Origin of the sequence: Micromonospora sp. NPDC005979 (genome assembly GCF_040614415.1) — a bacterium.
Lineage (GTDB): Bacteria > Actinomycetota > Actinomycetes > Mycobacteriales > Micromonosporaceae > Micromonospora.
Window position 1 is genome coordinate 1 of the sequence record NZ_JBEXUR010000009.1, and the last position, 14390, is coordinate 14390.

Annotated in this window: 8 protein-coding genes and 1 pseudogene; 5 read left to right on the forward strand and 4 right to left on the reverse strand. The window is 71.8% G+C overall.

Translation table 11 applies throughout. The features are described from left to right. Window positions 1–127: 127 nt before the first annotated feature. Complete coding sequence (locus ABZ272_RS16535) at window positions 128–1624, reverse strand: amino acid permease (RefSeq protein WP_355050792.1); 1497 nt, start codon at window positions 1622–1624, stop codon at window positions 128–130. 198 nt (window positions 1625–1822) lie between these two features. Between ABZ272_RS16535 and ABZ272_RS16540 the strand changes: the two genes are divergently transcribed. Both ABZ272_RS16540 and ABZ272_RS16545 read left to right on the forward strand, forming a co-directional pair. Continuing rightward, window positions 1823–3469 carry a family 10 glycosylhydrolase gene (locus ABZ272_RS16540; protein WP_355050793.1) on the forward strand — a complete coding sequence of 549 codons (1647 nt, stop codon included), beginning with the start codon at window positions 1823–1825 and terminating at the stop codon, window positions 3467–3469. A gap of 177 nt (window positions 3470–3646) precedes the next feature. Further along, the gene (locus ABZ272_RS16545) at window positions 3647–4186 is read left to right on the forward strand and encodes a phospholipase (RefSeq protein ID WP_355050794.1); all 540 of its coding nucleotides are present in this window, start codon (window positions 3647–3649) and stop codon (window positions 4184–4186) included. A 154-nt stretch (window positions 4187–4340) separates the two neighbouring features. Here ABZ272_RS16545 and ABZ272_RS16550 read toward each other — a convergent pair. Both ABZ272_RS16550 and ABZ272_RS16555 read right to left on the reverse strand, forming a co-directional pair. Beyond that, window positions 4341–7254 (reverse strand): annotated as a pseudogene (locus ABZ272_RS16550) (adenylate/guanylate cyclase domain-containing protein). Window positions 7255–7316: 62 nt separating this feature from the next. After that, window positions 7317–7526: a zinc ribbon domain-containing protein gene (locus tag ABZ272_RS16555; RefSeq protein WP_355050795.1), complete on the reverse strand. Its 210-nt coding sequence runs from the start codon at window positions 7524–7526 to the stop codon at window positions 7317–7319. A gap of 163 nt (window positions 7527–7689) precedes the next feature. Here ABZ272_RS16555 and ABZ272_RS16560 point away from each other — a divergent pair, with 163 nt between their 5' ends. The 3 genes from ABZ272_RS16560 to ABZ272_RS16570 all read left to right on the forward strand — a co-directional run bounded on the left by ABZ272_RS16560 (window position 7690) and on the right by ABZ272_RS16570 (window position 13640). After that, a complete protein-coding gene (locus tag ABZ272_RS16560) occupies window positions 7690–9189 on the forward strand; it encodes a lytic murein transglycosylase (RefSeq protein WP_355050796.1) in 1500 nt (499 codons plus the stop codon). A gap of 67 nt (window positions 9190–9256) precedes the next feature. Continuing rightward, window positions 9257–10273 carry a GNAT family N-acetyltransferase gene (locus ABZ272_RS16565; RefSeq protein WP_355051018.1) on the forward strand — a complete coding sequence of 339 codons (1017 nt, stop codon included), beginning with the start codon at window positions 9257–9259 and terminating at the stop codon, window positions 10271–10273. A 91-nt stretch (window positions 10274–10364) separates the two neighbouring features. Then, window positions 10365–13640 carry a lamin tail domain-containing protein gene (locus tag ABZ272_RS16570; RefSeq protein WP_355050797.1) on the forward strand — a complete coding sequence of 1092 codons (3276 nt, stop codon included), beginning with the start codon at window positions 10365–10367 and terminating at the stop codon, window positions 13638–13640. Window positions 13641–13694: 54 nt separating this feature from the next. On the opposite strand, the gene ABZ272_RS16575 is transcribed toward ABZ272_RS16570, so the two are convergent. Next, window positions 13695–14198 (reverse strand): helix-turn-helix transcriptional regulator, encoded by a 504-nt coding sequence (locus ABZ272_RS16575; protein WP_355050798.1) that lies wholly within the window; start codon window positions 14196–14198, stop codon window positions 13695–13697. Window positions 14199–14390: the final 192 nt, after the last annotated feature.

Genomic DNA, 14390 nt, shown 5'->3' on the forward strand with positions numbered 1-14390 from the left:
AGCTTCTTCGGCCCCTGCGGCCGGCGATCCCCACGGATCTCGAACACTGCAACCCCTGATCAGGTCAGGCGTTGCAACGATCCCTAGAACCCAAGTTGGCGGGGGCCCTTGTGGTGCGCCGAAGGGGTCAGGCGCTCGGCTCGCGCTGCTCCGGCGCGACGGCCGGTTCGTGGCGGGCGAGGCGGTTGCGGCGGTAGCCGTAGCCGAAGTAGATCACCGCGCCGAGCAGCATCCAGGCCAGGAACCGCAGCCAGGTCTCCACGGACAGGTTGAGCATCAGGTAGAGGCAGGCGACCGCCGAGACGATCGGCAGCACCGGCGAGAACGGCACCCGGAACGGCCGGTCCAGGTCCGGACGCTTGCGGCGCAGGATCGGCACGGCGAGCGAGACCAGCACGAACGCGCAGAGCGCGCCGATGCTGACCAGGTCAGCCAGGGCGGAGAGCGGCAGGAAGCCGGCCAGCAGCGCGACCGCCACCGTCATGATCGCCGAGATCCGGTACGGGGTGCCCCAGCGCGGGTGCACGGCCGCGATCGAGGGCGGGATGAGCCCGTCCCGGGCGATGGCGAAGCCGATCCGGCCCATCGCCACCAGGTCGACCAGGATGACGCTGGTCAGGCCGGCGACCGCCGCGATGGAGACGAGCGTCGCCGCCCAGCCGGCGCCCACCGACTCGAACGCCGACGCGATCGGGGCGCCCCGGTCGATCTCGGTGTACGGCACCATGCCGACGACCACCAGCGAGACGCCGATGTAGAGCACGGTGGAGATCAGCAGCGTACCGAGCAGGCCCAGGGTGAGGTCCCGCTTGGGCTTGCGGGTCTCCTCACCGAGGTTCGCGACGGCCTCGAAGCCGGTGTACGCGAAGAAGACCACCGCGGCGGCGCTGAGCACCCCGACGAAGCCGAAGACCGACGGCTCCAACCCGAACAACGCCTGCGTCACCGGCTGCTTGATACCGTCGTCGCCGCTGCCGGCGGGCTCGGCCGGCGGGATGAACGGGGTGAGGTTGGCGGCCTTGACGAAGAACAGGCCGGCGACCACCACGAAGACGCAGATCGCCACCTTGACCAGCACCAGCAGGTTGGTGATCCGGGCGGACTCCCGGATGCCGACGATCGCCACGATGCCGAGGATCAGCACGATGGCGATCGCGCCCACGTTGACGACGCTGCCCTCCTCGCCGAACCACCGGGTCGGCAGGTCGAGCAGTTCGGCCAGGTAGCCGGACCAGCCGCGGGCCACCACCGCCGCGCCGAGCGCGAACTCCAGGAGCAGGTCCCAGCCGATGATCCAGGCGACGATCTCGCCCATCGTGGCGTACGCGTAGGTGTAGGCGCTGCCGGCGGTCGGCACGCTGGACGCCAGCTCGGCGTAGCAGAGGGCGGCGAGCAGGGCCACCACGCCGGCGATCCCGAAGGAGATCACCACGCCGGGGCCGGCGCTGTCGCGGGCCTCGATGCCGGTGAGCGTGAAGATGCCGGTGCCGATCACGATGCCGATGCCGAAGCCGGTGAGGTCGAGCGCGCCGAGTCGCCTCTTGAGTCCGACTCTGCCGTCGCTGCCGTCCGCCTCGCCCTGGGCTATGACGTCCTTGATCGGTTTGGTTCGCAGCACGGACATGCGCTCACCCCTTCACACCGTGCGACCACCACCGTGGCGGCCGGTGACCGGCGTTGCTACCCAGCGGGGCGAATGGTCAACCACGAACACTTGCGGCGGCGACGCGATTGTGAAAATTTCCTTCTGTACACAGATAGGCAGCGGCGAATCTTGCCGTATGCAGACTGCACCGGGAGCCCCAATGAAGGGACATACCGCATGAAAGCACTTCGCCTCACCGCCGCCGGCCTGACCGCGATCCTGCTCGGCTCACTCGCCGCCGCGACGCCTGCGAACGCCACCGCCCCCACCGCCGCCGCCTGTGTCGCCAACCCGGCCACCCCCAAGCGTCAGTTCCGGGCCATGTGGATCTCGTCGGTGGTCAACATCGACTGGCCCAGCAAGGCCTCCCAGACCAGTCCGGACCGGATCGCCGCCCAGCAGGCCGAGTACCGCGGCCTGCTGGACCTCGCCGAACGACTGAACCACAACGCGGTGGTCGTACAGGTCCGACCCACCGCCGACGCGCTCTGGCCCTCGCCGTACGAGCCGTGGTCGGAGTACCTGACCGGGGTGCGCGGCCAGGACCCCGGGTGGGACCCGCTGGCCTTCCTCGTCGAGGAGTCGCACAAGCGCAACCTCGAATTCCACGCCTGGTTCAACCCGTACCGAGTCTCCATGCCGGCGCCCGGCGGCGCCGGCGCCGACCTCGGCCAGCTCGCGCCCGGGCACCCGGCCCGGGCGCACCCCGACTGGACCTTCGCCTATCCGCCGGCCGGCGTGGCCGGCAGCCGGCTCTACTACAACCCCGGGATCCCCGAGGTCCGCGAGTTCGTCCAGACCGCGATGATGGACGCGGTCCAGCGGTACGACATCGACGGCGTCCACTTCGACGACTACTTCTACCCCTACCCCAGCGGCACCTACCAGGTGCCCGACGACGCCACCTTCGCGGCGCACAACCGGGGATTCACCGATCGTGCCGACTGGCGGCGGGACAACATCAACCTGCTGATCCAGGAGATGAACGGCAAGATCAAGGCGGTGAAGCCGTGGGTGAAGTTCGGGGTCAGCCCGTTCGGCATCTGGCGCAACGCCAGCGCCGACCCGCTCGGCTCGGACACCACCGGCAGCCAGTCGTACGACATCATCTCGGCCGACACCCGAAAGTGGATCAAGCAGGAGTGGATCGACTACGTCGTGCCGCAGCTCTACTGGTACATCGGCCAGTACCCGGCGGCCGACTACGCGCGACTCGTGCCGTGGTGGGCCGAGACCGTGCGCGGAACCCGGGTGCAGCTCTACATCGGCCAGGCCGACTACAAGAGCGGCGACCCCGCGTACGGGCCGTACTGGCAGAACCCGCGTGAGCTGTCCGACCACCTGACGCTGAACCGGTCGTACCCGGAGGTGCAGGGCAACGTGCACTTCTCCGCCGTCCAGGTACGGGCCAACCGGCTCGACGCCACCGACATTTACGCGGCCGAGCACTACTCGCGCCCGGCCCTCGTACCGGCCATGCCGCACCTGCCGGCGAAGCCGCTGCTCCCGCCGGTGGTCACCCGGGTCGCGCGGAACACCGACGGGGTACGGCTGACCTGGCGTCAGCCGGCCGACGGCAGGGGCCCCCTGGGCACGGCCACCTCGTACGCGATCTACCGGTTCGACGGGACCACGCTGCCCGGGCAGTGCGCCACCGCCGACGCCACCGGACTGGTCGACACCGTCCGGGCCATCCCCGGCGGCGTCCAGTCCTGGGTGGACCCGTCGGCCGAGCCGGGCCGGCGCTACACCTACCTGGTGACCGCGCTCGACCGGACGGCTAACGAGAGCCACGTCAGCCCGCCGGCGTTCCTGCTGCACTGACCAGGTCCGAGGAATGCCCTGGGCGCACCCGCGTCCGGGGCATTCGTCTGTTTCAACGCATGTCACAGATAGTTGGCGAGGCGCATACCGGCCGGCTGATCAGTTGATCGAAACTTGTCGACATCCGGTGACCAGCCGGTAACTTCCGTCCCACCGCACACCCCGCGGAGGTAAACCGTGCCCCGACGTCTCGCCACCCTGTTCGCCTCGGGCGCGCTCGCGCTGCTCGCCACCCTCGCCATCGCCTCGCCCGCCGCCGCCGTCACCCCCGCCGAGAAGCTGTCCGTGCTGTCGACCTGGACCCAGACCAGCGCGTCCAGCTACAACTCCTGGAACAGCGCCCGCCTCAACCGGGCCCCCTGGGCCGAGTACAACTTCGTCTGGTCCACCGACTACTGCTCGTCCAGCCCGGACAACCCGCTCGGCTTCACCTTCAACCTGGGCTGCTACCGGCACGACTTCGGCTACCGCAACTACAAGGCGGTGGGCCAGTTCTCCGCCAACAAGGCCCGCCTCGACAGCGCCTTCTACGCGGATCTCAAGCGGGTCTGCGCCACGTACAACGCGGTCGTCCGCCCGGCCTGCTACAGCCTGGCCTGGACCTACTACCAGGCGGTCCACATCTTCGGCTCGGTAGCCGCAGTCCAACAGTCCGACATCGACCGAGCCGCCCAGATGAAGGCCCAAGCCGAATCCAACGCCCGCACCCGCACCTAACCCCACCCCACCCACCCCACCCCACCCCCCTTGAACCCCGGTGATCAAGAAGTTTGCGTCAGCGAAGGCACGATTTCTGACGCAAACCTCTTGATCAACATGGTTCAAGGGGGGTTAAGGGGGGGTGGGGTCAAGGGGGTGGGGTGGGGGTGGGTTAGGCGTGTTCGGTTTTTGTGGCGGGGTGTTGGGGTGGGGCGGGGTGGGAGAGCTCGTTGCTGAAGCGGGTCGAGTCCGCCGCCAGGTCCGGATGTTCCACGTCGAGGGCGAGCGCTACCGCCTCGTCGAGGCTCAACTCGGCGCCCTCCGAGTACGCGTCGTCGAACGCGACGTCGCCCATCATCGCCCGCAGCTCCGCCTGCTGGTCGGCCCAGTAGCCGCCGTAGATGCCCGGTGTCGCCCGCATGCTCGCCCGGGTGGCCTGCGCCGCGCCGAACAGCCGCGCGGCGGTCGTCGGGTCCCCGCCGAGCGCGCACCGAACCGCGATCGCGTGCAGCGTGTCGCAGGCCCGGCCGTGGTAGCCGTGCCCCATCCGCGAGCGCAACGCCACCAGCAGGTGCTCGTGCGCGGCGATCACGTCGCCCCGGGCCAGCGCGACCATCCCGAGCAGCATGTCCACCGAACGACGGCCGCGCTCGACCGGACGGGCGGCCTCGACCGGACGCGCCGCACCCAGCAGGTCCGCCGCCTCCGCCAGGGCGCCTCGCCGCCAGAGCAGCTCGGCCAGGCTGAACACCGCGAACAGCGCCTCGCCCACCACGTCCTGCCCGTGCGCCCAGTCGATGACCTCGCGGCAGACCCGCTCGGCCTCGAAGAACTGGCCCATGTCCACGAGCGGCGCGGCCCGGCCGGCGAGCACCCGGGCGAGCAGACCGGCATCGCCGGCCTGCCGGGCGGCGGCCTCCGCCCGCTGCGAGTAACGCAACTCCTCGGCGAACTCCCCGTCGGCGCCGGCGTGCAGCGAGTGCATGTGGTACGCCGCCGCCAGCTCCGCGTCCGGGATCCGCTCGCCCGTCTCGGCGATCCGTCCGTACAGCCGGAACAGCCAGAGTCGACCCTCCCGCGCCAGCCCGCGCTCGCGCCACCACTGGTCCAGGCCGCCCGTCAGGCGCAGACCGGCGCGGGCGCTGCCACCGGTGGCACACCAGCGCAGCGCGGCCCGCAGCTCGTCGGCCAGCGGATCGAGGGTGTAGAGGGACAGCGTCACGGGTCGCCCGTCCGGGCCGAGGTGGGCCCGATCCAGAGCGTGCGCCGACCAGGCCACGTGCCGGTCGCGGGCGGCCTGCTCCTCACCCGCCTCGGCCAGCCGCCGCGCCGCGTACGCCCGGATCGGGTCGAGCATCCGGTACGAACTGCCGGCGGCCCGCGGCTCGGCCAACACCATCGACTTGTCCACCAGCACCGACAGCGGATCCAGCGGGTCGTCGCCGAGCAGCCACTCCACCGTCGGCAGGTCCACCGGCCCGGCGAAGACGGCCATCCAGCGCAACAGCCGCGCGGCTCGCGGTCCCAACGTCCGGTACGACCAGGTCACGGTGGCCTGCATGGTCAGGTGCCGTTCGGTGGCTGACCGCTGCACGGCCCGGCTCGCCGGGGTGGGCGGCGGCGTACCGATCGCCGCGGCCACCAGGTCCACGGTGTCCTGCTGGTTGCCGGACCAGCCCCGCTCCACCGGCGGTGGCTCCGGGTCCTCCCGGCCGGCGTCCAGGGTGCCGAGGACGTCGTCCAGCCGCTCGGCGAGCTGACCGACGGAGAGCACCCGCAGCCGGGCGGCCGCCAGCTCGATGGCGAGCGGCAGCCCGTCCAACCGCTGCACCACCCGGCGAAGATCGGCCGACTCGGCCGGCTCCGGCTGCCGGCCGCCACGGGCCGCAGCGGTACGGTCCAGCAACAGCGCGACCGCATCGCTCTCCGCGCCGTCGGCACGTGGGTCGACCGAGAGCGGCGGGATCCGCCACACCACCTCGCCGGGCAGGCTGAACGACTCGCGGCTGGTCGCCAACACCCGCACGCCGCCCCCGCCGGAGAGCAGCCGCGAGATGACCTCGCCGCAGGCGGCCGGTTGCGTGTCGCAGGTGTCGAGCACGACAAGCATCCGGCGGCCCGCCGCGTACTCGACGAGCGTGTCCAGCATCGGGCGGCCCGGCTCGGGCCGCAGCCCGAGCACCGCGGCGATCGCGAACGCCACCAACCCCGGGTCGGTCACCGCGGCGATGTCGACGAACCAGACCCCGTCGGGGTACGCCTCGACCACGCCACCGGCCAGCTCCACGGCGAGTCGGGTCTTCCCCGCGCCGCCCGCGCCCAGCACCGTGACCAACCGGTGCCGCTCCACCAGCGCGCTCAGCTCGGCGCGCTCGACCTGCCGCCCGACGAACGAGGTCACCTGGGTCGGCAGGTTGTGCGCCACGGCCTCGGCGGTACGCGGGCGGGGGAACTGCCGTTCCAGCCCGGGCGCGATCAGTTGGAACAGCCGCTCCCGGTCGTCGAAGCCGCGCAGCCGGTGCAGGCCCAGGTCCAGCAGGGTGGCGCCCGGTGGCAGCGGGTCGGCCCGGCGGGCCGTGGACGCCGAGCAGAGCACCTGGCCGCCGTGCGCCGCCGCGGCCACCCGGGCGGCCCGGTGCACCTCGGGGCTGGCGTACTCCCCGTCGCGGGGCTCGGCGTAGCCGGTGTGCAGGCCCATCCGTACCCGGGGCGCGGCCTCCTCGGTCGGCCAGTCGTGGTTCGCCAGGGCCCGCTGGGCGGTCAGGCAGGCCGTCAACGCCGCCGCCGCGTCGTCGAAGGCCAGGAAGAAGGAGTCGCCCTCGGTCAACAGTTCGGCACCACCGGTGGCGGCCAGAGTGCGCCGCAGCAACCGTCGATGCTCGGCGAGCACCGGGCGGTAGTCCGCGCCGAGCAACTGGGCCAGCCGGGTCGAGCCCTCGATGTCGGTGAACACGAAGGTCACCCAACCGCTCGGGAGCTGGATCCGTGGCGACATGCGTGGAACCTCCGCCCGTGACGTCGGGTTCATGCTGCCTGAGTCCGAGCGGTCACGCATCGTGAGAACGGCCGGGCACGTGCCGCCTCAAGGTGCCACTCGAACCCGGTCCCGGCAAGGGCAGTTCACGAGTCTGCCGCCGAAACCGCCGGGTCAGCAGCCGCAGGCGCCACCGCAGCAGCCGCCACCACCGCCCGCCGACGCGGCGCCGGTGCCGCGACCGGTGACCGACACCGCCGAGAGCAACTTGACCGTGTCGGCATGGCCCTGCGGGCAGGTGGCCGGCGCTCCGGCCTCCGCCATCGGACGGTTGACCTCGAAGGTGTCGCCGCAGGCGCGGCATCGGAACTCGTACCGGGGCATGCGACCAAGGGTACGTGGACCTGACGCCCGCCGGGACATGAGTGATACTCGACGGGTGGTGGACGGCGAGGACAAGACGCGTGTGCAACCGCTTCGACCGGCCGCGCCGCTGGACGGGCCTCTGGCGGAGTCGGGCGCCGCGCCGGATCCAGCCCCGCCGGCCGTGCCTCGCCCACGCCGCCCCTGGCTGAGCAGCGGCACGACCGACGCGAAGAGCACACCTCCGGCCTCGGCCGACGCTGCTCCTGCCTCGACAGTCGACGCCCCCGCCGCCGACCGGGGCGAGGACGCCGCCGCCGACGACATTGCCGCGAAGGCGGCCCCCACCGCCGATGCCGCCGACGCGGACACCGCCGGTACGGACACCGCCGCCGCGGACCGGGCCGAGGGAGGCACCGACAACCCGGCGCGCGACAACGCCGACGGCGACGACCCGGCGAAGGCCGACACCACGCCCGCCGACCCGGCGGAGGCCGACCCGGCGACCGCCAGCACCAAGACCGCCGAGCCGGCGACGGCCGGCACCACCGACGCCGACACGGTGAAGAGCGGTGCCACGGCCGTCGATCCGGCGCAGGCGAAGGCGGGCGACGCCAAGGCCGGTATCGCGACGACCGGCGACGGGACAGTCGCGGCGGGTGCCACCGACCTGACGGCGACCAAGGTGGACGGCGTCGCCGTGGTACCGGCGGTCACGCCCGGTCGGCGGCGGCGCGTGCCGTTCGCGCACGCCGTCCGTCTGCCACCGCCGCGCCAGGCCGCGGTGACCGCTGCCCGGGCGACCCGGGAGTGGTCGCGCCGGCCCAGCGGTCGACTGACCGTTCCCGGCGTGTTCCTGCTGGCCCTGGTCGCGGCGACCGCCGCAGCGGGGGCGCTGCTCGTCCCGGCGACCATCGGCGGGTCCAAGCCGGTGGCCGTCGACGCCTCGGCCGCACCGACCGTGGCCGTGCCGCCGGCGCTGCCACTCGACCCACGACCGACCGGCCCGCTGCCCACCGGGGCGGTGCCGACGGGCGCGGTGCCGACCGGGGCGTTCCCCACCGGCGTCGTGCCGACCGGGCCGGCCGTCGCCCCGACGATCGGCGGTCGCCCGTCGGACGCCCTGGCCGCTTGGGCGCAGCAGGTCGGACCCAAGGTCGGCATCCCGCCGACCGCCATGCGGGCGTACGGGTACGCGGAGCAGATGCTCGCCCAGTCCAACCGTAGCTGCGCGTTGAGCTGGACGACGTTGGCCGCGATCGGTCAGGTCGAGTCCGGGCACGGCTCGGCCAACCGCGCGCAGTTGGGCGCCGACGGCAAGGCGCTACCAAAGATCATCGGACTGCCGCTGGACGGCACGGGCGGCCGGATGCGGATCATCGACACCGACCGCGGCGCGCTCGACGATGACAAGATCTACGACCGGGCGATCGGGCCGATGCAGTTCATCCCGACGACCTGGCAGGAGATCGGGGCCGACGCCGACGGGGACGGGATCAAGGACCCGCACGACCTGGACGACGCGGCGCTGGCGGCCGGCAACTACCTCTGCAAGGGTGGCCGCAACCTCAGCATCCCGGGAGACTGGTGGAACGCGATCCTGTCGTACAACGACGTACGGCGGTACGCCCAGGCCGTCTACGACACCGCTGACCGGTACGGACGGGCCAGCCGCACGATGTGATCGTCCACGCACATTGGAGGACCGGACACTTCCCCCGGGCAGCCGTTAGCGGCAAGCTAGACGGGTGATGGTGCGCGAGTGGGACCCCAGGACCGCTTCGTCCGCCGAGATCGCGTCGCTGTTGACCACGTTGAACGCGGTACTCGCGGCCGATCTGCCGCAGGACCCGCCGTGGCGGGAGACCTCCCTACGGGAGTATCTCGGCGAGGTGATGCCGGGTGAGCGGCGGATCTCCTGGCTCGCCCAGGCCGAACCGAGCGCTCCCGGCGAGGTCGGTGCCGTCCTCGGCCAGGTCCACGTGCTGCTGCTCGGTGACATCGGTGTGCTCGAGGTGCTGGTCCACCCCTCCGTACGACGCGGCGGCCTCGGTCGTGACCTGGTTCTGCGCGCGGCCCGGCGGGTCTACCAGGAGGGCTTCCAGTCGATCGGCGTCGAGGTGGTCGGCGACACGCCGGCCGTGGCCTTCTACGAGTCGCTCGGCTTCACCCGTGAGTACGTGGAGACGCGCAGCGTGCTCGACCTCACCTCGGTCAACTGGGCCGAGTTGACCGAGATGGCCACCGGGATCGGCGCTGGTTACCACCTGGAGTTCTACCCGGGCGGTCCACCGGACGAGCTGATCGAGTCGTACGCGCGGGCCAAGGCCGAGGTGCGTGACGTCGAGGACGGCGAGCTACGTCCCAGCTCCTACGACCCGGAGCGCCTGCGGGACAGCCTGGACACCCTGCACCGGCGCGGCATGAAGCCGTACATCGTGCTGGCCCGGCACGAGCAGAGCGGTGAGGTGGCCGGTCTGACCGAGGTCGTGGTGCCCGCGCAGCACCCGACCCGCGCCGACCAGTACGACACGATCGTGGGGCAGGACCACCGGGGTTACGGCATCGACCGGGCGATCAAGGCGCGGATGCTGCTGGAGCTGCGCTCCGCCGAGCCGGAGCTGGCCGAGGTGCAGACCTGGAACGCGCAGGCCAACGAGGCGATGCTCAAGGTCAACGCAGAGCTGGGTTACCGGCCCGACCGGGACTGGTGCGAATACAGCGTCGACGTCGCCGAGCTGGTGCACCGACTCGATCAGCCACGCTGAGGAATTCACGAAAGTGTCCACTAGGGGATGGACGGTGGACAGTGGGGCACCTTAACGTGCGTTGACCCCGTCCACCCATCGTGGAGGCCCTATGCGCCCGCGCCGCACAACAGCCGCGCTCGCGATCGCCACCGCCGCAGTGACCGTCACGGCCCTCGGCGTCACCCCCAGCGCGGCCAGCGCTGCGCCCCCCGACCTGTTCATCTCCGAGTACGTCGAAGGCTCGTCGAACAACAAGGCGATCGAGCTGTTCAACGGCACCGGTGCTCCCGTCGACCTCACCGCTGGCGGCTACCAGCTCCAGCTCTACTTCAACGGCTCCACGACGGCGACCACGATCGCGCTGACCGGGACGGTCGCCGCCGGGGACGCCTTCGTGTTCGCCAGCGCCTCGGCCGGGGCGGCCATCCTCGCTCAGGCGGACCAGACCACCGGGGCGAGCCTGTTCAATGGCGACGACGCGATCGTGCTGCGCCGGGGCACGACCGTGCTGGACTCGATCGGGCAGGTGGGCGTCGACCCGGGCACCGAGTGGGGCACGGGCACGACCAGCACGGCGGACAACACGCTGCGCCGCCTGCCCTCGGTGACCGCAGGCGACACCGACCCGTCGGACGCGTTCGACCCCGCCGCCCAGTGGGCCGGTTTCCCGGTCGACACCTTCGACGGGCTCGGCTCGCACAGCGTGGACGGCGGCGGGCCGGTCGACGTCCCGGCGACGGTGACGTGCGGCGGCCCACTGGTCACCGCGTCGGGAACGGCGGCGAGCCGGGAGGTCACCGCCACCGACCCGGACGATGAGATCGTCGGCCTGGCGGTGACCGGGGTCAGCCCGACGCCGGCCAGCGGCTCGATCACCCGTACCGCGTTCACCCCCGCGGACGCGGTGGGCGGCACGGCCCGGGCCACGGTGGGCGCGAGCGCCGACCTCACGGCCGGGGCGTACACCGTCACCGTGACCGCGACCGATGCGGGCGGTGGCACCGCGAGCTGCGCGCTGGCCGTGCAGGTGACCCGGGAGCTGACCGTCGGGGAGGTGCAGGGTCCGACCACCGACGCCGAGTCCGCCGCCGACCGGTCACCGCTCGCACCGGCGAGCGGCAACGGCACGAGCAGCACGATGTACGACGTCCGTGGCGTGATCACCCAGCGGACGCTGGCCCGTACGTCGGCCGGGGCGGAGCAGAACGGGTTCTTCCTGCAGAGCCGCAGCGGCGACACCGACGGCGACCCCACCAGCTCCGACGGCATCTTCGTCTTCATGGGCACGTTCACCTCGCTGGTCGGCGGCTACGTGCCGACGGTCGGCGACGAGGTGGTGCTGCGGGCGCGGGTGTCGGAGTACTACAACTTCACCCAGCTCTCCGGTGCGTCGCTGGTCCGTCGGATCGCCACCGGCCTGGACGTGGACACGGCGGTCGCGGTGACCGACGCGACGCCTCCGGTCGAGTTGACCGAGGCGCAGCGCTGGTGGGAGCGGCACGAGGGCGCCCGGCTGCGGGTGCGCGCCGGCAGCGGCGCGGTGAGCGGCCGCGACGTCTTCTCGTCCACGGCCGACGCCGAGCTGTGGGTCGTCGACCGGGACGATCCGCTGCTGGACCGCGCCGACCCGTACGCCCGGCGGGTCTTCCGGGACTCGCACCCGCTGGACAATGACCCGACCCGGCGCTTCGACGACGGCAACGGGCAGCGGGTGCTGCTCGGCAGCATGGGCGTGAAGGCGACCGCCGGTGACAGCACCGCGCTGCTCCCGCCGGCGCACACCTTCGACACGCTGCGCGCCGACGCGATGGGCGGCGTCTACTACTCGTTCGAGAAGTACGGCGTGCAGGTCGAGCGGGCCGAGTTCGACGCCGGGGCCGACCCGTCGAAGGACAACCCGCCGAAGCCCGCCGACCGCTCCCAGGAGGTCGCGGTCGCGACCTACAACGTGGAGAACCTGTACGACTACCGCGACGACCCGTTCGACGGCTGCGACTTCGCCGGCAACGCCGGTTGCACCGGTGTCAGCCCGCCGTTCGACTACGTGCCGAGCAGCGAAGCGGACTACCGTCAGCATCTGACGTCGCTCGCCGACCAGATCGTCAAGGATCTGCACGCACCGGATCTGATTTTGGTGCAGGAGGCCGAGGACCAGGACATCTGCACGATCTCCGGGACGGCGCTGGCCTGCGGCGACACCAACAACGCCGACGGCGCCCCGGACAGCATCCAGGAGTTGGCGCTCGCGGTGGCGGCGGCCGGCGGGCCGGCGTACGCCGCTGCCTACGACCGCACCGGGGCGGACGCTCGCGGGATCACCGCCGCGTTCCTGTACCGCACCGACCGGCTGTCGTTGGCGGCCGCGACGGCAAGCGACCCGCTGCTGGGAGCGACGCCGACCGTCCAGTACCGGGCCGCCGGCCTGCCGGGCAACGCCGACGTGCAGAACCCCAAGGCGCTCAACGCGGTGCTGCCGTCCGACGTGGACACGTCGACGGGCAAGGACGGGAACAACGTCTTCACCCGGGCACCCCAGCTGGGCAGGTTCAACGTGGCCGCGGCGCCCGGCTCGACCGAGCGGTTCACCCTGTGGGCGCTCAGCAACCACTACTCCTCCGGCCCGGACAGCCGGATCGGGCAGCGGCGGGAGCAGGCGGCGTACGGAGCGGCGATCGTCACCGCGATCGAGGCGGCTGACCAGGACGCCCGGGTCGTGTACGGCGGTGACCTGAACGTCTTCCCCCGCCCGGACGATCCCATCGCCACCGCCGCCCAGCCCACTCCGTCGGACCAGCTCGCTCCGCTGTACGAGGCGGGCCTGCACAACCTGTGGGACAACCTGGTGGCGGACGTGCCGGCCTCGGCGTACTCGTACAGCTTCGAGGGTCAGGCGCAGACGCTCGACCACCTGTTCGTCAACGACGCGTTCTACGGCGACCTGGTGCAGGTGCGGGCGGCACACGTCAACGCCGACTGGCCGGCGGAGTTCACCGGTGACGGCTCACGGGGTTCCAGCGACCACGATCCGCAGGTGGCGAGGTTCCGCTCGCGGGCGGCGCTGACCGTCGCCGACACCTCGGTGGTCGAGGGCGACCAGGGCACCCGGCAGATGGTATTCACCGCCACCGTCTCGCGGCCGTTGTCGCAGCCCGTGCTGCTGTGTGCCGCGACCGTCGGTCTCACGGCGCAGACGGGCTCGGACTTCGACGCGTACGCCGGCTGCAAGGTGTTGGCCGCCGGAGACACCTCGGTGACCTTCCCGGTGAGCGTGCGGGGTGACCGGCGACGCGAGTCGGACGAGAAGCTGACCCTGCTGGTGGCCGGCGTGCCCGGCCTGCGGCTGGCCGATCCGCTCGGCACGGGCACCATCGCCAACGACGACTGAACAACGGCGCTGACGGCCCACCATCCGGCTTCCGGAGGGTGGGCCGTTCACGTGTCAGTGGTATTCGTCGATGATCGGCGGCGGTGGCAGGTGCCGATGCTGCGCGACCCGCACCTCCCACTGGCTGCGTCGGCGTCGCGCCTCGCGATCGGCCGAGCTTCGGTGGTAGGTCTCCGGCGGTCGCGCCAGCCCGTAGATGTCTCCCCACCACTCCCCCGGCTGAGGATCGAGGATCGTGTCGAGGTGGGCGGGGTAGCGGCGGCCGGCGCCGTCGTGAACGTCGTCGCGGTCGGCCATCGGTTGGATCACCCGGCCCTCCTGGTCCACCACCACCAGATAGAGCCCGGCCGCGCCGAGTAGGCGCTCCAGCACCGCCAGGCTCGGCGTCAGACTGCCGGCCTCGACCTTGCCCACGGTCGACGGTGCGACCTTGGCGAACCGGGCCATCTGACGTTGGCCCAGCCCTTTGATCCGGCGGGCCCGACGGACCAGGCCGGTGATGGGAAAGCGCCCGACGGTCGGGCCGGGTGGCGTAGGAGGGACGAGTGCGGAAGCCATCCGACAACCATTCTCGGCCGAAACTCACCACTCAACCCCTGTGGATAACCCTGTGGAAATCCGCCCGGCTCAGGGCCCACCGCATCCCCCACACGTCCTTTGCTCTGCTTCAACGGAGGAGACAGTGTGGGGCCCTCAGTGTTGCCTCCGCTGAAGCAGAGCAAAGGACGTCAAGGAGCCCCTTGGGCCTTG

Bases quoted from the DNA above. Each gene is read 5' to 3' on its own strand.
- ABZ272_RS16575 (WP_355050798.1), bottom strand. From the start codon at position 14,198: ATGGCTTCCGCACTCGTCCCTCCTACGCCACCCGGCCCGACCGTCGGG.
- ABZ272_RS16570 (WP_355050797.1), top strand. From the start codon at position 10,365: ATGCGCCCGCGCCGCACAACAGCCGCGCTCGCGATCGCCACCGCCGCA.
- ABZ272_RS16565 (WP_355051018.1), top strand. From the start codon at position 9,257: ATGGTGCGCGAGTGGGACCCCAGGACCGCTTCGTCCGCCGAGATCGCG.
- ABZ272_RS16535 (WP_355050792.1), bottom strand. From the start codon at position 1,624: ATGTCCGTGCTGCGAACCAAACCGATCAAGGACGTCATAGCCCAGGGC.
- ABZ272_RS16555 (WP_355050795.1), bottom strand. From the start codon at position 7,526: ATGCCCCGGTACGAGTTCCGATGCCGCGCCTGCGGCGACACCTTCGAG.
- ABZ272_RS16540 (WP_355050793.1), top strand. From the start codon at position 1,823: ATGAAAGCACTTCGCCTCACCGCCGCCGGCCTGACCGCGATCCTGCTC.